We start from the raw sequence: 24,754 nt of genomic DNA on the forward strand, positions 1-24,754 counted from the left end.
CCGTCACAACCTGCACCCGTCGGCAGGTTGTGTCATTTTTCGGAGAATAGCATGAAACTTGCCCACATCCTTGCCCCGGTACCGGACGCCGAACTCCACGGCAGCGAAGCCATCGAGATCACGGCCCTGAGTTGCGACTCGCGCCAGATCAAGCCGGGCACGCTCTTCTTCGCCCTGCGCGGCACGGCGGCCGACGGCCACCGTTTCATCCCCCAGGCAGTGCAGGACGGTGCAGCCGCCGTGGTGCTGGAAGATGCCGCCTGTGCCCCCGCCGGCTGCACCTGGATCAGGGTGACTGACGGCCGTGCGGCCATGGCTCGCATGGCGGCGGCGTTCTACGGCAATCCAACCGCGGACCGGCCGCTGATCGGCATTACCGGCACCAACGGCAAGACCACCACCACCTACCTGATCGAGGCGATCCTGGCGGCGGCGGGCCTGCCCGCGGCGGTGCTCGGCACCATCAGCTACCGCTTCGGCGCAACAACCATCGAGGCGTCCCGCACCACGCCCGAATCCACGGAATTGCAGGCCGCGTTCCGCCGGTTGGCCGATGCCGGCGCCCAGGCCTTCGTGATGGAGGTGTCGTCCCATGCCCTGGAACAGAAACGGGCCGACGGTTGTCACTTCGATGTGGGCATCTTCAGCAACCTGACCAGGGATCATCTCGACTATCACGGCACCATGGAGGAATACCTGCACGCCAAGCAGCGCCTCTTTGCCGAACTGCTGCAGCCCACCGCCGCCAAACCGCGCCGCCGGGCCGCCGTCAACATGGACGACAGCTACGGCGCCCGCGTGGCGGACAAGGCGGCCTGTCCGGTGATCGGTTACGGCATCGATTACCCCGGCGACGTCCGCCCGGTGGAGGTGGCCATCACCGTCAACGGCATCAGCGGGACCATCAGGACGCCCGCCGGAGAGTTCACCTTTGCCTCCAAACTGTTGGGCCGCTTCAACCTCTCCAACATCCTGGCGGCCGTTGCGGCCGGCGTCGCCCTGGACCTGCCGCTCACGGCCATCAAGGCCGGCATCGAAGGGCATGCCACGGTTCCGGGACGCCTGGAGCGGATTGGCAATACCTGCGGCGTCACCTGCCTGGTGGACTACGCCCACACCGGCGACGCCCTGTACAACGTACTCGCGACCCTGAAGGAGATAGCAACGAACCGGCTCATCACCGTCTTCGGCTGCGGCGGCGACCGCGATCCGGGCAAACGTCCGATCATGGGGAAGATCGCCGCGGAGATGAGCGACCTGGCCATCGCCACCTCGGATAACCCCCGGACCGAGGACCCGCTCGCCATACTGGCCCAGGTCAAGGAAGGCATCACGCCCCTCGGCATACGGGAATACACGTCCGAGGAGTTGACGGCACGGCCGGCATTGGACGAGCGGGGCTTCGTCATGCTGGAAAACCGCCGTGCAGCCATCCGTTTGGCAACGCGCCTGGCACGGCCGGGCGACATCCTGCTCCTGGCCGGCAAGGGGCATGAGGATTACCAGATCATCGGCACGACCAAACACCACTTTGACGACCGCGAGGAGGCCGCCGCGGCATTCGGGGAGAAAACAGCCTAGATGTTTACCGCACACGAGATAGCCGCCGCCACCGGCGGCCGCATCATCGGCAGCGCCGGGACCGGCGTATCGGCCGTATCCACCGACTCGCGCACTGTTGCGCCCGGAGAGTTGTTCGTGCCGCTCAGGGGCGACCGCTTCGACGGACACGACTTCATCGCCGAGGTGGCCGCCAAGGGCATCACCATGGTACTGGCCGAAGAGAAATGGCTCGTCCATCACGTGCTCCCGGCCGGATGCTCGGGCGTTGCGGTCAAAGACACGTTGCGGGCGCTGGGCGACCTGGCAGCGGCCTATCGGCAACGCTTCGACATCCCGGTCATCGCCGTGACCGGAAGCAACGGCAAGACCACCACCAAGGAGATGCTGGCCACCATCCTGGAACAGCTCGGGCCAGGCCTGAAAACCGAGGGGAACCTCAACAACCTGATCGGCATGCCCCAGATGCTGTTCCGTCTGCGTCCGGAACATCACTGGGCCGTACTGGAGATGGGCATGAGCGAACCGGGCGAGATCGACCGTTTGGCGGAGATTGCCCGCCCCCGGGTCGGCATCGTGCTGAACGCCCTGGCGGCGCACCTCCAGAGCATGGGCACGGTCGAGGCCGTGGCCAACGCCAAGGGAGAGTTGCTCCACCGCATCAGCGACGGCGGCCTGGCAGTCGTGAACGGCGACGATTCCCGGGTCAGCAGCCTGGGGCAGAATGCCTCGGCGCGGCGCATCAGCTTCGGCATCAGCCGCGGCGAGGTCAGAGCCAAGAACATCGAGCACCTGGGGCTGGAGGGGGAATCGTTTCTGGTCGTCACCCCCCGTGGGGAGTTCCAACTCCACCTCAGCGCCTTCGGCCAGCACAACGTATCCAACGCCTTGGCGGCCACTGCGGCCTTGCTTGACAAGGTGCCGCTTGACACCATAGCCGAGGGTCTTGCCGCATTCAGACCGTATAAGGGGCGTTTCCAGTTGGAACGGCTCGGGGCAATCACCCTGGTGGATGACAGCTACAACGCCAACCCGGCCTCCATGAAGGCGGCGCTGGAGACCTTGGCCCAGATCGCCCCCGAGGGGCACCGGGTCGCCCTGCTGGGGGACATGCTGGAATTGGGCGGGCACGAGGCCGAGGCCCACGAAGGGGTCGGCACGGTCGCAGGGCGAAACGTGGACCGGCTCTTCCTGCTGGGCAATCTGATGAATCGCCATGCCGCCCAGGCGGCCATCCAGGCCGGTTTGCCTGCCGAGTCGGTTCACTGCTGCCAGAGTCACGACGAACTTGCCGAAGGGGTGAAGCGGTCGCTTCTACCGGGAGACGTGATCCTGATCAAGGGCTCCCGGGGCATGACCATGGAGCGGTCGGCGGCGATCCTGAGGCAGTCCATGTCACACAACGAAAAGGGATAAACCATGCTTTACCACATTTTCTACCCGCTGGCGGCGAATGTAAAACTATTCAACATCTTCAAATACCTGACCTTCAGAACTATCTATGCCATGATCACGGCGCTCCTCGTCTGCTTCGTGCTCGGCCCCTGGATCATCCGCAAACTGGAGAGCCTCCAGGCCCGCCAGGTGATCCGCACCGACGGCCCGGAATCGCACCTGCAGAAACAGGGCACCCCCACCATGGGCGGGGTGATGATCCTGGCCGCCATCGTGATCCCCACGCTCCTGTGGGCCGATCTTTCCAATCAGTATGTCTGGACGGCGCTCTTCATCACCATCGGCTATGGCGTGATCGGGTTCGTGGACGATTACAAGAAGGTGACGGAAAAGAACACCAAGGGGCTCTCCGCACGCCAGAAGATGTTCTGGCAGGTGCTTCTGGCCGTGGCCGTGGCGGTGTTCCTGTTCCTCAAACCCGGCTTCAGCGAGGAGCTCTACTTCCCCTTCTTCAAACGTTTCCACCCCGATCTGTGGATATATTTCATCCCGTTCGTGGCCCTTGTGATCGTGGGCGCCAGCAATGCCGTCAACCTGACCGACGGGCTGGACGGGTTGGCCATCGGCCCGGTGGCCATCAATGCCGCCACCTATATGCTCTTTGCCTATATTGCCGGCCACGCCACCCTGTCGGCCTACCTGCAGGTCCCCCGGGTGCCGGGGGCCGGCGAACTGGCCGTCATGTGCGGCGCCATGGTGGGTGCCGGGCTGGGGTTTCTCTGGTACAACTCCTACCCGGCCGAGGTCTTCATGGGTGACGTCGGCTCCCTTTCCCTGGGCGGCACCCTGGGTGTCATCTCCGTTCTGACCAAGCAGGAGATCCTGCTGGTGATCGTGGGGGGGGTGTTCGTGGTCGAGGCGTTGTCGGTCATCTTCCAGGTGGGCTCCTACAAGTACCGGGGCAAGCGCATCTTCCGCATGGCGCCGATCCACCATCACTTCGAGTTGAAGGGGGTGGCGGAACCCAAGATCATTGTGCGCTTCTGGATCATCACGATCATCCTGGCGCTGGTGGCGATCTCGACGTTGAAGATGCGCTAGATTCGATCCAATCCGCCACGGAGCCTCAGAAACGCGGAGAAAGGCTGGAGAAAACCCTCGATTGAGCGCATGATAGGCAGAAGTGAAGATGAAGAATAACTATCCGCGTACAAGAGACGAGAAGAACAAAGGACGTATGAGTGATCTGCAAAGATTTTCTCCGGGCCGCTGTGGCTCCACGGCAAAAATGAAGGTCTCACTATGGAACTGAATGACAACAACATCCTCGTCGTGGGCCTGGCCAAAACCGGCGTGGCCTGCGCCCGCTTCCTGGCCGCGCGGGGCGCCCGCGTCACCGTGACCGACATGCGTGATGAATCGGCCCTTGCCTCCCAACTTGCGGAGCTGGCGGCTTGTGACATCCGGAAGGTATTGGGCAGCCACGATGAGCGGGACTTCACCGGCGCCGACCTGATCGTGGTCTCGCCCGGCGTGCCCCAGGACCACCCCCTGCTGGTGAAGGCCGCGGCAGCGGGCCGGGAGATCGTCAGCGAGATCGAGCTGGCCTCACGCTTCATCGACGCGCCGCTGGCGGCCATCACCGGCACCAACGGCAAGACCACCACCACGACCCTGGCCGGCGAGATCTTCAGGGCCAATGGCTACCGCACCTTTGTGGGGGGGAACATCGGCAATCCGCTGATCGAGCTGGTGGAGTCGGGCGAACCGGTGGACCGGGTGGTTGCGGAGATCAGTTCGTTCCAACTGGAGTGGATCGGCACCTTCCGTCCCCGGGTGGCGGCCCTGCTGAACCTGAGCGAGGACCACCTGGACCGCTATGCCAGCTACCAGGAGTATATCGACGCCAAGCTGCGCATCTTCGAGAACCAGGAAGCCACGGATTTTGCCGTGGTCAACCGGGACGACGCACTGGTGTGGCGCTACGCCCAGGGGTTGCGGGCGCACCTGTTCCCCTTCAGCCGCAAGCTGGAGTTGACCGAAGGGATCTTCCACCGGGACGGTGTGATCGTCTGCCGCCACAACGGCCGGGAGGAGCGTTTTCCCACCAGGGACATCCGCCTCCAGGGGGTGCACAACCTGGAGAACATCATGGCCGCCCTGGCCTGCGCGCTGCTCTTGGGGTGCCGGCCTGACGCCAGCTTCGAGGCCGTCCAGGGGTTTGGAGCGCTGCACCACCGCATGGAGTTCGTGGCCGAGAAGAACGGCGTCCGCTATTACGAGGACAGCAAGGCCACCAATGTGGGGAGCGTGGAAAAGGCGCTGGAAAGCTTCGACGCCATCACCCTGATCGCCGGAGGCAAGGACAAGGGCGGCTCCTACGCCCCGCTGGAGCCCCTGGTGCGGGACCGGGTGCGGCACCTGGTTCTGATCGGCGAGGCGGCCGGCCGCATGCAGGCCGAGCTGGGGTCCCTGACCGACACCCGCCGGGCAGCGACCCTGGAGGAGGCGGTCGCCCTGGCGGCCCGAATCACGGAGCCCGGGGGGACCGTCCTCATGTCGCCGGCCTGCTCCAGCTTCGACATGTTCAGCGGCTACGAAGAGCGGGCTCAGCGGTATATTGCAGCGGTAAAGGCTCTCTAACCCATGTTCAAAAAACTCGACGAATATGATCTGGTGATCATGCTGATGGCCATTGCCCTGACCTGCTTCGGGGTGGTGATGGTCTATTCGGCGTCGTCGGTCATGGCCGCGAAACGTTTTCACGATGGCTTTTTCTTCCTCAAGCGCCAGGGTCTGTTCGCCCTGTTGGGCTTTGGCATCATGCTATCGGTGATGCGGGTCGATTACCATACCTGGAAACGGGTAGCCGTACCGGGGCTGCTGCTCTGCCTGGTGTTGCTCGGCCTGGTCCTGATACCGGGCATCGGCGGCAAGGCCGGCGGCTCGTCCCGCTGGATCAAGCTGCCCGGTTTCAACCTGCAGCCGTCGGAAATGGCCAAGCTGGCCCTGATCATGTACATGGCCTATTCCCTGGACAAAAAGCAGGACAAGGTCAAATCCCTGACCGCCGGCTTCATCCCCTACATGATCGTGCTCATGTTCCTGATCAGCCTGCTGGTGCTCCAACCGGACCTGGGGGGGGCGCTGACCCTGGCGTTCGTGGCCATGGTGATGCTCTTCGCGGCCGGCACGCGGCTGGTGTACATCTTCTCCATGCTGCTGTTGGCCATGCCCTTTCTGATGTACAAATTGAGCAGGGGCTACCATAAAGGACGCATGGAGGCGTTCCTCAACCCCTGGAGCGACCCGGAGGGGAAAGGCTTTCAGATCATCCAGTCCTGGCTGGCCCTGGGGACCGGGGGCGTCTTCGGCCAGGGCCTGGGTGAGGGAAAACAGAAACTCTTCTACCTGCCCGAGGCCCACACCGACTTCATCCTCTCCGTGGTGGGGGAAGAGCTGGGGTTTCTGGGGGTGGTGGTCATCATCGGCATGTTCTTCCTGCTGGTGCAGCGCGCCATGCGCATTGCCGTGGCCGCGCCCGACACCTTCGGACGCTTTCTGGCCCTGGGGATCGCCGTGCTGTTCGGCATCGAGGCCACGGTCAACATGGGGGTCGTGACCGGCCTGCTCCCCACCAAGGGGCTGGCGCTCCCCTTTATCAGCTATGGCGGCAGTTCGCTCCTGATCAGCCTGTTCGCCGTAGGCATCCTGCTCAACATCTCCTCGGGGCTGAAGATCGCACCGATCAGTCTGAAGGAGGAAAAATGAGACTGCTGATTGCCGGCGGCGGCACCGGCGGCCATCTCTTTCCCGGCATCGCCGTGGCCGAGGAGTTTCTCTCCCGCGACCCGGCCAACGAGGTACTGTTCGTCGGCACCGAACGGGGCATCGAAGCCCGCGCCGTCCCGGCGGCAGGCTACCGGCTCGAGCTGATCTCGGCGGCCGGCATCCGCGGCAAGGGGGGGCTGAGCCAGATCAGGGGGGCGGCCATGATGTTCTACGGGTACGCCCAATCCCGCAAGATCCTGAAAGAATGGCGCCCCGACATGGTGATGGGCGTGGGAGGCTACGCCTCGCTCCCCATGGTACTGGCGGCCCGCGGCATGCGGCTCCCCTGTTTCATCCACGAGCAGAACGCCATCCCGGGCCTCACCAACCGCCTGCTGGCGAAATTCGTCGACCGGGTGTTCATCACCCTGGACGAGTCGTCCCGTTTTTTCCCCAAGGGAAAGACGCTCTTGACCGGCAACCCGCTGCGGCGGCAGATCCTGGAGATGGTGGCGGGACAGACGCCCCCCTCCATTGCGGAGATTCACCAACAGCAGTACGGAAACGGTGGGGGCGGCCCCTTTCGCCTTTTCATCTTCGGCGGCAGCCAGGGAGCCCACGCCATCAACATGGCCATGCTGGCGGCGCTGCCCCATCTGGAACGCTACGCCGCCAGACTGGAGATCACCCACCAGACCGGCGAGAAAGACGCGGCCCTTGTGGCCGAGGCCTACCGCAACCACGGCTTCAACGCCAGCGTCATGCCGTTCATCCAGGATATGGCTGCGGTCTACCGGCGGGCCGATCTGGTGATCTGCCGCGCCGGGGCCACCACCATCGCCGAGGTGACGGCCTGCGGCAAGGCCTGCCTGTTCATCCCCTTCCCCTTTGCGGTGGATGACCACCAGCGCAGGAATGCCGAGGCGTTCCTCAAGAAGGGGGCTGGTTTCATGCTGCTGGAACGGGAGTTGTCAGGGGAGCGGCTGGCCGGGATCATCCACGAACTGGCCGAAAGCCCGGAGACGGTACAACGCACCGGGGCACTGGCCTTCGGTCTGGCCCGGCTGGACGCGGCCCGGATCATCGTGGACGAGATGATGAAGACACTATAAAAAAATATTACATCCGCCACAGAGACACGCAGACACAAAGGGAAGCATTCCGGCAAAAGGCGCTGTTCGGATGGCTGCCATTCTCTCTGGCTCAATGGCAAAGAGGTGTTGACCATGTACGGTAAAATAGAAAGAATCCATTTCGTCGGTATCGGCGGCATCGGCATGAGCGGCATCGCCGAGGTGCTCATCAACCTCGGCTACAAGGTGTCCGGCTCCGACCTGCGCAACTCCGACACCACGGACCGCCTCGCCTCCCTGGGGGCCGAGATCGGCATCGGCCACAAGGCTGAAAACCTGAAGAGCTGCGACGTGGTGGTGATCTCCTCTGCCGTGCACGACGACAACCCCGAGGTGGTGGAGGCCAAACGGCTGCACGTGCCGGTCATCCCCCGGGCCGAGATGCTGGCGGAACTGATGCGCATGAAATACGGCATTGCCATCGCCGGCACCCACGGCAAGACCACGACCACCTCCATGGCCGCCTCCATCCTGGGCCATGCCGGCATCGACCCGACCATCGTCATCGGCGGCAAGCTGAATGCCATCGGCACCAACGCCCGGCTCGGGCAGGGGCAGTTCCTGGTGGCCGAGGCGGACGAATCGGACGGCTCCTTCCTGGTGCTCTCCCCCACCATCGCCGTGGTGACCAATATCGACGCCGACCACCTGGACCATTATTCCGGCGGCATCGACGAGATCAAGGACACCTTTGTGGAGTTCATCAACAAGGTGCCGTTTTACGGCCTGGCCGTGCTCTGCCTGGACGACAAGAACATCCGCGAAATCCTGCCCCGGGTGAAAAAGCGCTATATGACCTACGGCCTCTCCTCCCAGGCCGACATCCGTGCCACCCATGTCAGGCACGACGGTTTCAGCACGTCCTTCGTGGCCCATTACAAGGGGTACCGGCTGGGAGAGATCACCTTTCCCATGCCCGGCTCCCACAACGTGCTCAACGCCATGGCCTGCATCGCGGTGGCCCTGGAATTGGACATCCCCTTTGCCGCCATCCAGGAGGGCTTTGCCGCCTTCGGGGGGGTGGGAAGGCGCTTCACGGTCAAGGGAGAACCCCGCGGGATCATGGTAGTGGACGATTACGGCCACCATCCCGCCGAGATCAAGGCGACCCTGGCAGCGGCGCGCCAGGGATGGCCGGAGCGGCGCATCGTCGCGGTTTTCCAGCCTCATCGCTACAGCCGCACGCATGAACTGTTCAACGAGTTCGTCACCGCCTTCTACGACGCCGACGTGCTGATCGTGACCGATGTGTATGCCGCCGGCGAACAGCCGATCGAAGGGGTAAGCGCCGAACGGCTCTCCCAGGAGATTCGGCGCCACGGCCAGAAGGACGTGACCTACATCGCCGGCCGGGAGTTGATCCCCGAACACCTGGCCGGGATCGTCAGGGAAGGCGATATCGTCATCACCCTCGGGGCCGGGAGCATCTGGCAGCAGGGCGAGGCGCTGGTCAAACGGCTGGAGGCATGATCTGAATCTGGAGAACATCAGCATACGGGGCCAACTGCTGTACGACGAGCCCATGAGCAGGCATACCTCCCTCAAGGTGGGCGGGGCGGCCGACCTGTACGCCGAGCCGGAGGACGCGGACGACCTGCTGACGCTGGTGCGCAGCCTGAAGGAGCGCCAGGCGCCCTGGCTGACCATCGGCCGTGGCTACAACCTGCTGGTGCGGGACGGCGGCATCCGGGGAGCGGTGATCTCCCTGGCGCGCTTCAACCGCATCAGCGAGGCGGGCGAACGGTTGATCCGGGCCGAAGCCGGGGTGGAAAACCTGGCGTTGGTACGCTTCGCCCAGGAACGGGGCCTGGGCGGCATCGGCTACATCTCCGGCATCCCCGGCACGGTGGGGGGAGCGGTCAAGATGAATGCCGGAGCCTATGGCTCGGGGGTCCTGGAACGGTTGGAATCCCTGACACTCCTCTTGGGGGACACGGTGGCCGAGTACCGCAGGGAGGAGTTGGATTACGGCTATCGCCGCCTGACGCTGCCGGTGGGGGCAATCGTGCTGGCCGCCCTGTTCAGACTCGTGGAATACGACCCGCAGCAGACCGAGGAAGAGATTCGCAAGGATACGGAATTGCGGCGCTCGAAGCACAACGTGGGCTTTCCCAGTGCCGGGTCGTTTTTCAAGAACCCTTCGGGCCAGGCCGCCTGGCGGCTGATCGACCGGGCCAACCTGCGCGGTGTCACGGTGGGCGGGGCCCAGGTGTCGAAGGTACACAGCAATTTTCTGATCAACCGCGGCGGGGCAACGGCGGCCGACTTCCTGGGACTGGCCACAAGGGTCAAGGAGGCGGTATTCGCGGCAACCGGCGTGCAGCTTGAGGAAGAGGTCAGGATCGTAGGAGAGGAACCATGAAAGACAAAAGAATCGGCGTGCTGATGGGGGGGCTCTCGGCGGAACGGCAGGTGTCCCTGAACAGCGGCGCCGCCGTGCACAAGGCCCTGATTGCCCAAGGGTACGATGCCGTGGCCATCGACGTGGGTCGCGACCTGGCGGCGGTGCTTGAACGGGAGGGGGTCCAGGCGGCCTTCATCGCCCTGCACGGACGCTACGGCGAGGACGGCTGTATCCAAGGGCTTCTGGAGCTGCTGCAGATCCCCTATACCGGTTCCGGGGTTCTGGCCAGCGCCCTGGCCATGCACAAGCTCTTCAGCAAACAGACCTTCACGGCAAGCGGTATCCTGACGGCCCCCTTCCGCCATTTCCGCCGGGGCGAGGCGGTACGGCTCCCGGAGCTCCCCTTCGGCCTGCCCCTGGTGGTCAAACCGGTGCAGGAGGGCTCTTCGGTGGGGATCTCCATCGTCAGGGAGGAACGGCAACTGGTTCCCGCCCTTGAATTGGCCTTCCGCCACGACAGCGAGATTCTGGTGGAACAGTACATCAAGGGGCAGGAGGTGCAGGTCGGCATCCTGGAGGACCGCCCCGTCGGCGCCATCGAGATCGTGCCCAAGGGCGAATTCTACGATTACGAAGCCAAGTATACCGACGGCATGGCCGAGCATATCTTTCCGGCCCGCCTGTCAGGGCCTCTGTACGAAAAGGCGTTGCAAACCGGCCTGGCGGCCCACCGCTCCCTGGGGTGCAGCGGTTACAGCCGGGTAGACCTGCTCGTCACCGCAGACGGGGAATGTTACGTCCTGGAGGTCAACACCCTGCCCGGCATGACCGCCCTGTCGCTGTTGCCGGAGATCGCCGCCAAGGGCGCCGGGCTTTCCTTTGAGGCGCTGGTGTCACGCATCATCGACGCGGCAACACTCTCGATCAAGGCAGACTGAAGATGCGCGATTTCGCAGCCTCGCCATACCACCGTAAAAAGGTGGCCGTCAACAAGGTCAAGATTCAGCGCCAACCGCTGGACCTGAAGAAATACCTGCGCCCGTTGGGCAAGGTTACCCTTGGCCTGAGCGGCGCGATGTTGCTCTGCGCACTGTTCTTCGGCATCTACCGGGCCGTTTCCTCCGCAACCTTCTTCCGCCTCAAGAATGTGGAGGTTTCCAATTCCAAGCGCCTGACCCGGGAGGAGATCCTGGCCATCGCCGGTGCCGAACCGGGCGGGGACCTGCTGCGCATGAATCTTAAGCTCATGGGCGAGCACCTCATGCGGAATCCCTGGATCGAGTCGGTCCGTATCCGGCGCTACCTCCCGGACGGCCTTTCCATCGCCGTCACCGAACGCGAACCGCTCGCCGTGGTCAACATGGGCTTCATCTACTACCTGGATACCAAGGGCAACGTCTTCAAGGTACTCAACCAGGGGGACCGCCTGGATTACCCGGTCATCACCGGCTTCAGCGAAGAGGACCTGAACACCGACCCGGCCGGGACCCGGGAAGCCCTCAAAGCGACCTGCGACCTGCTCACGATTTTGCGTGAAAAAGGCGCATTTATCCTTGCAGATGTATCGGAGATTCATTACGATAAGGGCTACGGATTCACGATGTTTACCTCTTCCGGCGCACTGCCGGTGAAGATCGGCTCCGGCGATTTCGCCGCCAAGGTGGATCGGTTTGCCCGCATCTACCGGGAACTCATGGCCCAGCGAGCCACGCTGCATTACATCGATCTCGATTACAACGACAAGATCGTGGTAAAAAAAGGTTAATAATTACTATTTTCATATGAGGCAGGGGGGCGCATGTCAGCAACCAAAAGAGATAATCTGATTGTCGGTCTCGATATCGGCACCACCAAAATCTGTGCCATTGTGGGCAATGTCACGGAGGACGGCATCGACATCGTCGGCATCGGCACCAGCCCGTCCAGCGGTTTGCGCAAAGGGGTGGTGATCAACATCGAGAGCACGGTTGCCTCCATCCGCAAGGCCATCGACGAGGCCGAGCTGATGGCCGGCTGCGAGATCAAGTCGGTGTATGCCGGCATCGCCGGCGGTCACATCAAAGGGATCAACTCCCAGGGGGTGATCGCCATCAAGAATCGCGAGGTGGCCCAGGAAGACGTGCGCCGGGTGATCGACGCCGCCAAGGCCATCGCCATCCCCATGGACCGCGAGGTGATCCACATCCTGCCGCAGGAATTCATCATCGACGAACAGGACGGCATCCGCGAACCGCTCGGCATGAGCGGCGTTCGCCTGGAGGCCAAGGTGCACATCGTCACCGGCGCCGTGGCCAGCGCCCAGAACATCGTCAAATCCTGCAACCGGGCCGGCCTGGACGTGGCCGATATCGTGCTGGAGCAGCTGGCCTCCTCCGAGGCCGTTCTGTCGGCCGACGAGAAGGAACTGGGTGTCTGCCTCGTGGATATCGGCGGCGGCACCACCGACATCGCCATCTTTGCCGAAGGGGCCATCAAATACACGTCGGTCCTCTCCCTGGGGGGCAACCACCTGACCAACGACATCGCCGTCGGCCTGCGCACCCCCATGGCCGAGGCGGAAAAGATCAAACAGAAGTACGGCTGCTGTCTTTCTGCGTTGGTGGGCAAGGACGACAAGATCGAGGTGCCCAGCGTCGGCGGCCGCAAGCCGCGGGAGCTGTCCCGCAACGTGTTGTGCGAGATCCTGGGCCCCCGCGTGGAGGAGATGTTCACCCTGGTGAACCGCGAGATCATCAAGTCCGGCCTGGAGGATTCCATCGCCTCGGGCGTGGTCATCACCGGCGGTTCCAGCATCCTGGAGGGAATGCCCGAACTGGCCGAGCAGATCTTCAACCTGCCGGTGCGCCGCGGCCTGCCCCAACGGATCGGCGGCCTGGTTGACGTGGTCAACTCCCCGGTCTATGCAACCGGTGTCGGCCTCATCGTCTACGGCAGCCGCAACTTCGGCGCCCGGGAATTCCCCACCAGCAAGTCGGAGGACAGCATCTTCAGCAATGCCGTGCGGCGGATGAAGACATGGTTCAGGGAGTTTTTCTGAGACGCTGCCGTTAACGCGGAAAACCAGAATCGCCTTGTTGACCGAGGGGTTACGATGGCCGTTCGTCAACCACCACAGACCGCAGCTTCCGAGTGCCTCCACTCTCGTCTCCGTCCGATCCCGCGACGCCCTCCGAGATCTGCCCGGCGTGGGCAGCCATCCCTTTCAGAATCCGATAAACCGAATTTGATGACGGCGCATTTTTACGAAGATTTTAATGATTTTTCCTTTGATTCTTGCGGCAATTGCGGTTACATTTCAGTGTCAACGGGATAAGAAGTATCTGCCATTTATTAAGGGGGAACCACAATGTTCGAATTTGATGAAACGATTGAACAAAGTGCCATTATCAAAGTGATTGGCGTGGGCGGCGGCGGCGGCAATGCCGTCAACACGATGATCGCCAATAACATACATAAAGTCGATTTTATCGTTGCCAATACCGACGCCCAGGCGTTGCGCCACTCCAAGGCGCCGGTCAAGCTGCAGCTGGGCGGGCAGCTGACCAAGGGGCTCGGGGCCGGCGCCAATCCCAACATCGGTCGGGATGCGGCCCTTGAAGACCGGGAAAATATGACAGAAATGCTCAAGGGCGCCGACATGATCTTCATCGCCGCCGGCATGGGCGGCGGCACCGGCACCGGCGCAGCACCGGTCATTGCCGAGGCGGCCAAGGAAGCCGGGGCGCTGACCGTCGGCATCGTCACCAAGCCGTTCTCCCGCGAGGGCAAACAGCGCATGGCGAAGGCCGAAGAGGGCATCCGCGAGTTGAAAAAGCATGTGGACTCCCTGATCATCATCCCCAATGACCGCCTGCTCAATATCGCCCCCCGCTCGCTGGGCATCCTGGACGCCTTCAAACCGTCCGACGACGTCCTGCGCCAGGCCGTGCAGGGCATTTCAGACCTGATCACCACCTCCGGCTTCATCAACGTCGACTTTGCCGACGTCAAGTCCATCATGAGCGAACGCGGCATGGCCATGATGGGCATCGGTATCGCCAAAGGCGAAAACCGCGCCGTGGAAGCGGCCAAATGCGCCATCTCAAGCCCGCTCTTGGAAGATATCGACGTTTCCGGCGCCAAGGGCGTACTGGTCAACATCACCGGCTCATCCGCCATGACCATGGACGACTTCGACGCGGTCAACAAGACCGTCCACGAGAAGGTCCACGAAGACGCCAATATCATCATCGGCGTCGTCATCGACGAGAGCCTTGAGGATGAGATCAAGGTCACCGCCATCGTCACCGGTTTCGGCGACCGCTTCGACATGGAACGGGGCCGCGAATTGCGCCAAAATGTCACCCCGTTGGGTGAGAAAAGCACGGTCAACAAGAAGTGGCTGGACATCCCCACCCATATCCGCGACCGTCAGCAGACGGAGAACGCCACCCGCATCAGGCCGGCCGTTTCCTTTATCGAGGACGACGAGGACCAGTACGACATCCCGACCTTCCTGCGGAAATCGGTGGACTAGACAGCGCACCAACAACGAGGGGAGGCAGCGATGCCTCCCCTCTTTCTGCCCGGCTTCTTCTGAAGAACCGGGTTTTTTGTACCCCAAAATCCTGCATTACAACGTCCCACGGCACGAAGGTTGACGCACATGGATTGGATCGAAACCGCACACGGCAGAAAGATGATTCCCGTTGCCACAGGTATTGTTGCCGTGGCGCTGCTGGCGGGCACGGCCTGCGCCGCCCCCGAAGTCATCCCCATGAAAAACGGGGTCACATTCAGGCACAAGGCCCACATGCTCGCCACCCACACCTGTAGGCCCTGTCACGAAGCTGGGCCGGGCAAGATCGAGGGTTTCGGCAAGGAGTGGGCGCACAAGAACTGCAAGGGGTGCCACGGGGAGCGGAATGCGGGGCCGTATCACTGCGCCGGCTGCCATGCGAAGGTGTATGATTAGCGGGACGCTGAAAGAAAGATAACCGGCTTTAAGTGTTATACTCCGGGCAGTACATCATCACCAGCCTGGCCCGGTTCTCGAGGCAGAGGGGGCACAGTTCTCCGGCATCCTGCCACACCTCGCCAGCCAGCCATTCCCCGGCCTCGGCGTATTCCGAACGCTCACCAGTCTCATCAAACTCCTGCTTGCAGATGCTGCATCGCTTCATGGCGTCCTCTCCCCTCCCCCCATGGCTCGTTCGTACTCATTCCTCAGATGTTCCCGGTCCGCCGTGCCGATGACGCTCCAGGGCAGGATCGCATCTTCGGGGATCTCGCGGCACACATAGCCGTCCGTATCGATCCCGCACTGCTTGGCCGCCTTCTTGAGGGAACACCCCGCGGCCATGGCGGCCACCAGGGCCGAGAGCCGCCGGTCCCCCCGGGACAGCAGGGCCTGGAGGTAGGACTCCCGCAGGCTTTCCACCTTGAGGCGCACGTTGGGCATGGCACGCACGGCCGTTTCCAGGAGCTTCACCTTGCGCTCCAAGGAGGCGAGCGGCTCCATGCCGCACCACTGGAAGGGGGTGAACGGCTTGGGAATGAAGGGGTTGACCGACAGGATAATCTCGCCGATCCGCTTGTTGGCCCGCGCCCGCTCCAACACCCGCTCGCGGATGGCCGCCACCAGCCGGAGCAGTTCATCCAGATCAGCCTCCGTCTCCGTCGGCAGGCCGATGATGAAGTACAGCTTCAGGTTCAGGATGTCCCGGGAGATCAGCATGTCGCAGGCATCCAGGATCTGCCCCTCGTTCAGGTTCTTGCGGATCAGGTCCCGCAGCCGCTGGGAGCCACCCTCCGGCGCCAGGGAGATGGTCTTGTGGCCGCTTTGCGTCAGGGCATCAAGCATGGCGCTGTCCAGCCGGTCGATGCGCAGGGACGAGACCGAGACCTTGGCCCCTTTTTCCACAATGTAGCTACAGAGGCGGCCGATATCCCGGTAGTCCGACACCGCCGCCCCCACCAGCCCGACCTTGGAGCGGTGCCTGAGCCCCTCGTCCACCGCAGCCGTGAGGTGCTCGAAGGGCTGCTGGCGAAAGGGGCCGTAGATGAAACCCGCACTACAGAAGCGGCAACCGCGCGGACACCCCCGGCTCACCTCCACCAGGAACATGTCGCCGAATTCCGTGTTGTCGGTCAGGATGAGGGACGCCGCCGGCCGATGCTGTTCCAGTACGGGGCAGGCGCGCACCACCGGCAGCGGGGCGCCCGGAGCACCCTCAAAGCCGGTCAGGCAGCCATCGGTATCGTACCGCGGTCGGTAGAGGCTCGGGACATAGAAGCCGGGCCGGGCGGCCAAGGCGGACAACAACCCTCCCCTCCCCCCCTGCTGGGGGGACATCAAGCACGACACCAGGGCCGGGATGAGCTCCTCCCCCTCGCCGATGCAGACGACGTCCAGGAAGTCGGCCACCGGTTCGGGATTGATGAAAAACGCCGCCCCTCCCGCAATGATCAGGGGATCGGCAGCGGTGCGCCCGGCAGCCGAAACCGGGATACGCGCCAGTTCCAGCATGAGGGGGATATGGAGGTAGTCAGGCTCGAAGGAGGTGGAAAAGGCGACGACGTCGAAATCAGCCAGGGGGCGTTGGCTTTCCAGAGAGAGGAGCGGCGTGCCGCTGCGCCGGTATTCCTCCCGATCCTCCCGGTCGGGTAGAAAGGCCCGTTCGCACAGGATATCGGCAGATTCCGCCAGGAGCCCGAAGACCGTCTGGAACCCCAGGCTGCTCATGGCGGTCTGGTAGGAGTTGGGGTAGACGAGGCAGACGGCGAGCTGCCCGCCCCGGCTCCGCACATCGGGGCGCAGGCTGGTCTCCGCCTCCAGCAGGGCGCGCAGTTTTTGTCTGATCTTCCAGGTCATGGGACGAGTATACAGGCGCAGCGCGGGATCAGGCAAACAAAAAGGTCGTTGAAAAACAGCCATCTCGCCGCCGTCCTCGAAAACCCCTTGTGCGACGTAGCGCTGCTACGCCTCCGCGGGGTTTTTCTGCGGGTGCGACGATCTGACTATTTTTGAACGACCTGGGCCTTTCAGCCAATGTAGGTCCGGCATCAGGCCTTTTCCAGCTTGACCCCCACCGTGTTCCCCGCCCCCTGGGTCAAGAGGTTCACCTGGGCCTCCCGGAAATGGGCAGGGACGAACAGCGTGCCCTCCGGGGCCGTCTCCAGTACCTTGGCGGTGAGGAGAATGCTCCCCCGGGAGGAGGAAATCTTGACCGCACTTCCGGTGACGATACCCGCCTTGCGGGCATCCGCTGGCGCTATCTCCACATACGCCTCGCCGGCAACGGCCATATTGTTGTCCGACCAGGTGGAGAAGGTGCCGTTGTGGTGCAGCACCGGCCCGATGATGAGGCTCAGGGGGTAGGCCCCATCCCGCCGGGCAGGGGAGGCGGGCGTTACCGGCGCAAACGTCGCCGGCTTGTCGCTGAGGGCCGGCCGGTTCTTGGCCCGCCCCATACGGCACCCCTCGTGGTCGCACTGCTCGCTGTAGAGCCCGGTCAGCCGGGCGATCTCATGGTGCAGCTCTTCCGCCGACGCCGCCGTGATATTCGCTACGGGCGACACGAGATCGTGCAGCTTCGCCAGGATCTCGCCGTCGGTGCGGGCATCGCCGGCCGGGGCCACGGCCCGTGGGAAACACTGCACCCGATTGTCCACGGAGGTGAAGGAGCCGGACTTCTCGGCCCCGCTGGCGGCGGGCAGCACGATGTGGGCCAGACGGGCGGTGTCGGTCAGGAACAGGTCCTGCACCACCAGCAGGTCCAGCTTCTGAAGAGCCTTCATGATGCGGGTGCGGTCCGGCATGAAATGCAGCGGGTCGCTTCCCATGACGTACAGTGCACGGATTTCGCCCTTTTCGATCCCTTCGACGATCTGGAAGAGATCCTTGCCCGGCGTGGTGGAAACAGCGACCTTCCAATCCGCACCGAAGCGGGCGGCGGCATGGGCGTAGTCGTGATAGCCGGGCAGATACTCGGGGCAGACCCCCATGTCCAGCATCCCCTGGGTGTTGTTCTTCTCGTCCAGCGGATAGATACCGGCGCCGCCCGTGCCGGCCGCCCCGGTCAGGAGGGCCAGATTGACCACGCCGGTGACGGCATTGGCCGCATCAACGGAGCGCATGACCTCGGCACCGTAGATGACGGCCACGCGGCCGTTAACGCCTATGAGGCGAGCCGCCTCGCGCAACTCGGCCTCGCCGACGCCGCTCGCCTCGGCGATCTGCTCAAAGGTGATCCCGCCGAGGGCCGTGGTGAACGCGGCGAACTCCTTGGTATCGGCGTCGATGAAAGCCTTGTTTTCAAGCCCTTCAGCCAGGATAGCCTTGTTGAGGCCGGCCACCAGCCAGGCCTCGCCGCCGGAACGGTACTGGAGAAACGCGTTGGCGAACGGCGTGATCCAACTGGCGCGGGCACCGGCCACGACCAATTTGGCGTCGTTCCGGGTGGCGGCCCGGATCACCCGGTAGGCAAAACCGGCCGATTCGGCCTTGAGGTCGCTCCCCAGGACCACGACCGCCGTGGCCTGCTCAATGGCGTCCATGGCAACGGTTCCGCCGCTGTAGCCCAGCATCCGCCACTGGATGAGCTGGGCCGGGAAATAGCCGAGACGCGCCTCGGAGTCGATGTTGTTGGTGCCCACGGCGCCACGCAGGAACTTCTGGAAGAGATAACTCTCCTCGTTGGTCACCCGGGGCGAACCGATACCGGCCACACTGGCCCCGCCGCTTGCGGAAACGATATCCTTCAAACGGGCCGCAACCGTGCCCAGGGCCTGATCCCAGCCGGCCTCCTGCTGTTTGCCGGCTGCGTCCTTGAGGAGTGGTTCGGTCAGTCTGCCGGAAGAGTTGAAGGCGGCATAGCCGAAACGGCCGTTGATACACAGGTTGCCGCGGTTGAAGCCGTCATCGGAACTGGTGACCCGCTCCACGCGGCCGTCGCGGGAATGGTAGTCGATCTGGCAGCCGGACGAGCAGAAGGCGCAGACGCTTCTGGTCACGTCGAAGGTCCAGGGGCGGCCGCGGAACTTGAACGGTTTGCTGATCAGGGTGCCGGTGGGGCAGGCGTTGATGCAGTTGCCGCAGAAATCGCAATCAAGCGGCTTGCCGTCCACGGTGCCGATCAGGGAGCGGTCGCCGCAGTTCTTGACCTCGATGGCATCGGCCCCCACGATCTCGTGGCAGACCTTGACGCACTTCTCGCACAGGATGCAGCGGGTGGAGCAATTCTCGATCAGGGGCCAGTCGTAGACGATCGGCAGAGGTTCCCGCTCGGCGGCATACTCGTTCCGGTCCACCTTGAGGGCAAAGCAGGTATCCTGCAGGTCGCATTCGCCCCCGGCGTCGCACACCGGGCAGTCCAGCGGGTGGTTGACCAGCATCAACTCCAGCGTCTTTTTGCGGGCTTTCTCCAACTGCGGCGACGTGGTGGTGACAACGATGCCTTCCTTGACCGGGGTGTTGCAGGCGGTCATGAACCGGTCAACCCCCTCGATCGCCACCACACAGATACGACAGGCCCCGGTGGTGGAAACCTTTTTCAGCCAGCAGAGCGTCGGGATCTTGATCCCCAGCCCGGCGGCCGCATCCAGGATGGTCGTCCCTGCAGGGACCTGTATCTGTCTGCCGTCAATCGTCAGCGTAACCATGTGCAACTCCAGACTTTAAGTGCTATTTTTCTCTTAGCAGGCTATTCAAAAATTCATAGGTTGTTCAAAAATAGCCAGATCGTCGCCCCCGGAGAGAGCCCTGAGGAGGCAGGCCCTCTCTCTATCTCTCCCCCAGAGGGGGAGAGCATGCCTTGCCCTCTCCCTCTGGGAGAGGGATTGGGTGAGGGTTTGCAGCGCTACGCCGCACGAAAGGGCTTTCGAGGAGGCGGCGAGATGGCTGTTTTTCAACAACCTCCCTACACAACCGCCATGGCCATGCGGTAGCAGCGCAAACACCGGTCGGCCTCGGCCTGGGCAGTGCTGTCGCTGAAACCCAGTTCGACCTCGTTGTAGTTCTTGAGGCCGGCCCGCTCTCTGCCGTGGACCTCTTTCTGGTTGGCGCGCCCGGCGGCATCGAGCCAGGCCACCTTCTCGCCCTTGTCGTATACCCCCAGGTAGGTTAAGAGGTCGTCAAAGATATCGTCTTCGGTGAGATAGGCCTTGCCCTCCTCCAGCCAGCGCTGGATTACCCGGGCGGCACGGTGAGCATTGCCCACGCAGGCCACCACGGTCAGGGGGCCGATCTCGGCGTCGCCGCCGGCAAAGACCCCGTCGCAGTCGGTCATGAGGAAGCGGGAGAGCGGGTTGCCCATGCCGTCCTTGAGATCCTTTCCCGCCGCATCCTTGAGGGACAGGTGCCTGGTGACCACCGTATTCCACTTGCTGATGTCGATGCCCATATCGGGGGGAATGAACCCCAGGTCGGCGTCCTGGCCGATGGCCGGGATGACCGTGTCGCACTCGATGACGAACTCGCTGCCCGCCATCGGTTCGGGACGGCGGCGGCCGGAGGCGTCGGGCTCTCCCAACTCCATGCGGACGCATTCCACGCCGACCACCTCGTGCTGCTCGTTGGCGATGATCCGGGTGGGGAGCACCTGGAACTCGAACTGGACCCCCTCCTCGTCGGCGCCGTCCACCTCCCACACATCGGCAGGCATCTCCTTGCGGGAGCGGCGGTAGACCAGGTAGGAGTCCTGGGCACCTTCGCGCAGGGCGACCCGGACGCAGTCGATGGCGGTATTGCCCCCACCGACCACCACGACCTTCTTGCCCATGCCGGTCGGCTTGCCCATGTAGGCCTCACGCAGGAAGTCGATCCCCCCCTTGAGGAAGCCCTTGTACCCCTTGTCCTCCCCTTCCACACCCATGGGCTTGGAGCGGTGGGCGCCGGGGGCGATGAACACCGAGTCGTGCTTCTTCTTCAGGTCGGCCAGGGAGATGTCCGTGCCGACGCGGCAGTTATAGACGATCTCGACCCCCAGGGACTGGATGATGTCGATGTCGCGTTGCAGGATCGTGCGCGGCATGCGGTAGGCCGGGATGCCGACCGCGATCATGCCGCCGCCGTACCCTTCCGGCAGCGCCTCGTAGATGGTGCAGGGGTATCCTTCCAGGGCCAGGTAATAGGCGGCGGCCAGACCGGCAGGACCGGCGCCCACGATGCCGACGGTCTTGCTCTTCCGCGGCTTGGGCTGCATGGGGGGGGCAAGTTTGTGCACTCGTTCGTAATCCGAGGCGGATCGTTTGAGCACCATGATGTTGATGGCATCATCCACGTTCTTGCGGCGGCAGGCGCTCTCGCAGGGGTGGGGGCAGACCCGCCCGCAGACGGCCGGGAGCGGCATGTTCTCGCGGATGGTGGCCAGGGAATCGGAAAAACGGAGGTTCTTGATATCCTCGATGTACCGGGGGATGTCGATATGGGACGGGCATCTGTCCATGCAGGGGGCGGTGATCCTGTGGAGGTATCCGTCGGTGTTGTTGACCGCACGCCGTTCATGGAGGCGGGTGACGAATTCGGCGCGGTAGTGTTGTACCGCATCGAAGACCGGCACCGTGGCGCTCTGGCACAGGGTGCACTTGCAATTCCTGAGCAGTTCCGCCAGATCCCCGACCATGTCCAGGTCGGTCTCTTTGGCCGTACCGTCCAACACCCCCTTGAGCAGGTCCATCAACACCTTGGTGCCCTTCTTGCCCGGCGTGCACTTGCCGCAGCAGTACAGGGTCTGGACGCGCTTCATGTACTCGGCCGTCATGGCCGGCACATCAACCGTCTTGTCGAACAGAATGATGCCATCCCACCCCATGAACGCGCGCAAGGGACGTTCGCCGTCAAAGGCCGCCGGCAGCTTGAAGGCGACCGCCTGCGGTTCACCGGAAACATTCCTGTTGTCAACGACGTTTCTGCCCCACGTGGAAAAGAGTACTGAAGACACTCGAACCTCCAAAAACCGGCCCCCGGGAGTCAAGGGGTTAAACTCTTGCAATTATTGTTAAATTTTGCATAAGCAAAGTGTATACAGTATGCATGAGTAGCACAATAATGTTCCAGAAATCAAGGGAAAAAAAATCTTTGCATACCACTGCCTTTCAAGCGGTTTCACCTTTGCGCCATTCTGTGCTATAGAGAGGTGACAGGAGTACCCCACGCTATGGAAGGATACGGTCATGACCCCTCTCGACGGAGCATTTCGTTCACTCTTTGAAACCAACATGGGTATCCGCGCCAATGAACGGGTCCTGGTGTTCAGCGACACGATCCGGGCCGACGAAACGGTCTCCGCAAGCGACCGGGACCGGCGCGTACGCCTGCATGCCACCGCCCGCATGGCGGCGGCATTCGCCGCGAGGACGTATGGCAGCGGCGGCTTCGTGGAATTCCCCGCCACCCCTGCCTCGGGAGCCGAGCCGCCCCGGGAGCTCTGGCTGGCGACCTTCGGCGCAGACGCCATCGCCGAACTGGAACGGACGGGGCTCCTGGCAAAGCTCCTGGCAAAACAGGCTGCACCCGACGAGATCGGCACCGCCCGGGAGATCATCCTGGCCCACCGGCACGCCGTGGCCGACGTCATCATCGCCCTGTCCAACAACTCCACCAGCCATACCCGCTACCGCGCCCTGGCCTGCGCCACCGGCACACGCTTCGCCAGTCTGCCCCACTTCGACCCGGACATGTTCCACAGTTCCATGACCGTGGACTGGCAGGCCTTGGCAGACCGCACCGCCCGGCTGGTGGCGGCGGTCAACCGGGCGGAGTGGGTACGGGTCACCTGCCCCAACGGCACCGACATGATGATCTGCAAACAGGGGCGCCACGCCGGGGGGGACGACGGTCTGCTGACCGCGCCCGGCTGCTTCGGCAACCTCCCGGCCGGCGAGGGATATCTTGCGCCGTTGGAGGGCAAAAGTCACGGCATCATGGTGATCGAGTGGGCGCCGACCCGCAAATTGGACGAGCCGCTGCGTCTCTTCGTGGAGAACGGCACCGTGGCGCGGATCGAGGGAGCGGACCGGCATCGCGCCAAGCTTGAGGCCAAATTCGCCGAGGACGCCAACTGCCGGAACATCGCCGAACTGGGCATCGGCACCAACGACAAGGCCAGCCGGCCGGACAATGTGCTGGAAGCCGAGAAGATCCTCGGCACCATCCACATCGCCCTGGGGGACAACTCCGGCTTCGGCGGCCGGGTCAGCGCCCCGTTCCATGAGGATTACGTCTTCTACCACCCGACCGTGACGGCCATCATGGCCGATGGGAGTGAGCGGGTCCTTATCGATGACGGGAAGATGCTGGTTTAACCGCCAGAGAATGCGATCCGGGCAAACGGGCGGAGTCCCGTGTGTCCCCGCACTAACCAAACAACATTGTAAAGGGTTCGGATGCCGGGCGCCTAGGGCGCAACGAAGCGGACGGACCCGATCCCGAGTTATAGAACGGAGTTGCCATGAGTAATCCACTCACCCTCGGTTTTTCCCCCTGTCCCAACGATACCTTCATGTTCTACCCCCTCGTCCACGATCTGGTGGACACCCGCGGCATCTCCTACCGGGAGCGGTTGGAGGATGTGGAGACCCTCAACCAGTTGGCCCTCAAGGGTGAGTTGGACGTCACCAAGGTTTCCTACCACGCCCTGGGGCATATCCGCGATGAGTACGCCCTGCTCCGCTCCGGCAGCGCCCTGGGACGGGGCTGCGGGCCGCTCCTGGTGGCAAAAGACCCCATAGATCCCAACGATCTGCGCGACAAGACCATCGCGATCCCGGGACGCTTGACCACGGCGCTGCTCTTGTTGCGCATGTTCGATCCCACCCTGAAAAATTTCCTGGTCATGCCCTTCAACGAGATCATGGATGCCGTCCTGAACGGCAACGTGGACGCCGGCGTGATCATCCACGAATCCCGTTTTACCTACCAGGGGTTCGGCCTGCACAAGATGCTCGACCTGGGGGAGTGGTGGGAACGGGAGAGCGGCCTGCCGATCCCCCTGGGGGGTATCGTCGCCAGGCGTTCCCTGGGGGCAGACACCATCGCCGCCATCGAGGGGGCCCTGCGGGACGGGGTGGCCTACTCCCGGGCCAACCCCGCCGCCGCGGCCCATTACATCCGTGAGCACGCCCAGGAGATGAACGCAGAGGTCTGCTCGGCCCACATCGGCCTGTATGTCAACGACTTCTCCAGCGATCTGGGGGACGAGGGGATCAGGGCCATTCAGTGCCTCATGGAACGGGCCGAGAAGACGGGCATTGTCCCGACCTCCACGGCGCCGCTTTTTGGCTAGGAGGTTGTTGAAAAACAGCCATCAGGCCTTCGTCCTCGAAGGCCCTTTTGTGACTGAGGCCTTTGGCCTCACCCTGCGGGCGCCTTCGCGGTCCAATTCCACGAGTGAAATTGTGCGGCGTAGCGCTGCTACGCCTCCGCAAGGCCTGTCGAGCGGGTGCGACGATCTGACTATTTTTGAACAACTTGGGGGTTTTCGGTAGCCTTCCGGACGAACGGAGGCGTGGCGGCGTCACGGATTCAGGTGATGCCGACCGCCCCTTTACAAACAACACCGATATGATTATG

General features: G+C 63.3%; 19 protein-coding genes. 15 read left to right on the top strand and 4 right to left on the bottom strand.

Annotated features, from left to right (window positions below):
* The first annotated feature begins 51 nt into the window (after window positions 1-51).
* From F6V30_RS01425 to F6V30_RS01485, 13 genes are all read left to right on the top strand, one after another.
* A complete protein-coding gene (locus F6V30_RS01425) occupies window positions 52-1,581 on the top strand; it encodes a UDP-N-acetylmuramoyl-L-alanyl-D-glutamate--2,6-diaminopimelate ligase (protein WP_151154743.1) in 1,530 nt (509 codons plus the stop codon).
* Complete coding sequence (locus tag F6V30_RS01430) at window positions 1,582-2,976, top strand: UDP-N-acetylmuramoyl-tripeptide--D-alanyl-D-alanine ligase (RefSeq protein WP_151154744.1); 1,395 nt, start codon at window positions 1,582-1,584, stop codon at window positions 2,974-2,976.
* A gap of 3 nt (window positions 2,977-2,979) precedes the next feature.
* A complete protein-coding gene (gene mraY / locus F6V30_RS01435) occupies window positions 2,980-4,056 on the top strand; it encodes a phospho-N-acetylmuramoyl-pentapeptide-transferase (protein WP_151154745.1) in 1,077 nt (358 codons plus the stop codon).
* Between the two features lie 201 nt (window positions 4,057-4,257).
* Entirely contained in the window at window positions 4,258-5,598 is a 1,341-nt protein-coding gene (gene murD / locus F6V30_RS01440; RefSeq protein ID WP_151154746.1) for a UDP-N-acetylmuramoyl-L-alanine--D-glutamate ligase, read from the top strand.
* A gap of 3 nt (window positions 5,599-5,601) precedes the next feature.
* Window positions 5,602-6,726 carry a putative lipid II flippase FtsW gene (ftsW, locus tag F6V30_RS01445; RefSeq protein WP_151154747.1) on the top strand — a complete coding sequence of 375 codons (1,125 nt, stop codon included), beginning with the start codon at window positions 5,602-5,604 and terminating at the stop codon, window positions 6,724-6,726.
* The gene (murG, locus tag F6V30_RS01450; protein WP_151154748.1) at window positions 6,723-7,838 is read left to right on the top strand and encodes an undecaprenyldiphospho-muramoylpentapeptide beta-N-acetylglucosaminyltransferase; all 1,116 of its coding nucleotides are present in this window, start codon (window positions 6,723-6,725) and stop codon (window positions 7,836-7,838) included. Before ftsW ends, murG begins: the two co-directional genes overlap by 4 nt.
* Before the next feature lie 114 nt (window positions 7,839-7,952).
* A complete protein-coding gene (gene murC / locus F6V30_RS01455) occupies window positions 7,953-9,329 on the top strand; it encodes a UDP-N-acetylmuramate--L-alanine ligase (protein ID WP_151154749.1) in 1,377 nt (458 codons plus the stop codon).
* Between the two features lies 1 nt (window position 9,330).
* Complete coding sequence (gene murB / locus F6V30_RS01460; protein WP_151154750.1) at window positions 9,331-10,221, top strand: UDP-N-acetylmuramate dehydrogenase; 891 nt, start codon at window positions 9,331-9,333, stop codon at window positions 10,219-10,221.
* Window positions 10,218-11,141 carry a D-alanine--D-alanine ligase gene (locus F6V30_RS01465; RefSeq protein WP_151154751.1) on the top strand — a complete coding sequence of 308 codons (924 nt, stop codon included), beginning with the start codon at window positions 10,218-10,220 and terminating at the stop codon, window positions 11,139-11,141. Before murB ends, F6V30_RS01465 begins: the two co-directional genes overlap by 4 nt.
* Before the next feature lie 2 nt (window positions 11,142-11,143).
* A complete protein-coding gene (locus tag F6V30_RS01470; RefSeq protein ID WP_151154752.1) occupies window positions 11,144-11,968 on the top strand; it encodes a cell division protein FtsQ/DivIB in 825 nt (274 codons plus the stop codon).
* A gap of 33 nt (window positions 11,969-12,001) precedes the next feature.
* Window positions 12,002-13,240: a cell division protein FtsA gene (ftsA, locus tag F6V30_RS01475; RefSeq protein ID WP_149307162.1), complete on the top strand. Its 1,239-nt coding sequence runs from the start codon at window positions 12,002-12,004 to the stop codon at window positions 13,238-13,240.
* Window positions 13,241-13,549: 309 nt separating this feature from the next.
* Window positions 13,550-14,719 carry a cell division protein FtsZ gene (gene ftsZ / locus F6V30_RS01480; RefSeq protein ID WP_151154753.1) on the top strand — a complete coding sequence of 390 codons (1,170 nt, stop codon included), beginning with the start codon at window positions 13,550-13,552 and terminating at the stop codon, window positions 14,717-14,719.
* A 162-nt stretch (window positions 14,720-14,881) separates the two neighbouring features.
* A complete protein-coding gene (locus F6V30_RS01485) occupies window positions 14,882-15,157 on the top strand; it encodes a cytochrome c3 family protein (protein ID WP_151156375.1) in 276 nt (91 codons plus the stop codon).
* Window positions 15,158-15,185: 28 nt separating this feature from the next.
* On the opposite strand, the gene F6V30_RS01490 is transcribed toward F6V30_RS01485, so the two are convergent.
* From F6V30_RS01490 to F6V30_RS01505, 4 genes are all read right to left on the bottom strand, one after another.
* A complete protein-coding gene (locus F6V30_RS01490; protein ID WP_151154754.1) occupies window positions 15,186-15,365 on the bottom strand; it encodes a hypothetical protein in 180 nt (59 codons plus the stop codon).
* The gene (locus F6V30_RS01495) at window positions 15,362-17,092 is read right to left on the bottom strand and encodes a radical SAM protein (RefSeq protein ID WP_338042753.1); all 1,731 of its coding nucleotides are present in this window, start codon (window positions 17,090-17,092) and stop codon (window positions 15,362-15,364) included. The genes F6V30_RS01490 and F6V30_RS01495 overlap by 4 nt, the downstream gene beginning before the upstream one ends.
* A gap of 155 nt (window positions 17,093-17,247) precedes the next feature.
* Complete coding sequence (locus F6V30_RS01500; protein WP_151154756.1) at window positions 17,248-19,845, bottom strand: molybdopterin-dependent oxidoreductase; 2,598 nt, start codon at window positions 19,843-19,845, stop codon at window positions 17,248-17,250.
* A 257-nt stretch (window positions 19,846-20,102) separates the two neighbouring features.
* Entirely contained in the window at window positions 20,103-22,124 is a 2,022-nt protein-coding gene (locus F6V30_RS01505) for an FAD-dependent oxidoreductase (RefSeq protein ID WP_151154757.1), read from the bottom strand.
* A gap of 232 nt (window positions 22,125-22,356) precedes the next feature.
* Between F6V30_RS01505 and F6V30_RS01510 the strand changes: the two genes are divergently transcribed.
* Together F6V30_RS01510 and F6V30_RS01515 are read left to right on the top strand one after the other, a co-directional pair.
* Window positions 22,357-23,487 (top strand): aminopeptidase, encoded by a 1,131-nt coding sequence (locus F6V30_RS01510; RefSeq protein WP_151154758.1) that lies wholly within the window; start codon window positions 22,357-22,359, stop codon window positions 23,485-23,487.
* A gap of 146 nt (window positions 23,488-23,633) precedes the next feature.
* Complete coding sequence (locus F6V30_RS01515) at window positions 23,634-24,467, top strand: 1,4-dihydroxy-6-naphtoate synthase (RefSeq protein ID WP_151154759.1); 834 nt, start codon at window positions 23,634-23,636, stop codon at window positions 24,465-24,467.
* Window positions 24,468-24,754 lie beyond the last annotated feature (287 nt).

This window comes from Oryzomonas sagensis (assembly GCF_008802355.1).
Lineage (GTDB): Bacteria > Desulfobacterota > Desulfuromonadia > Geobacterales > Pseudopelobacteraceae > Oryzomonas > Oryzomonas sagensis.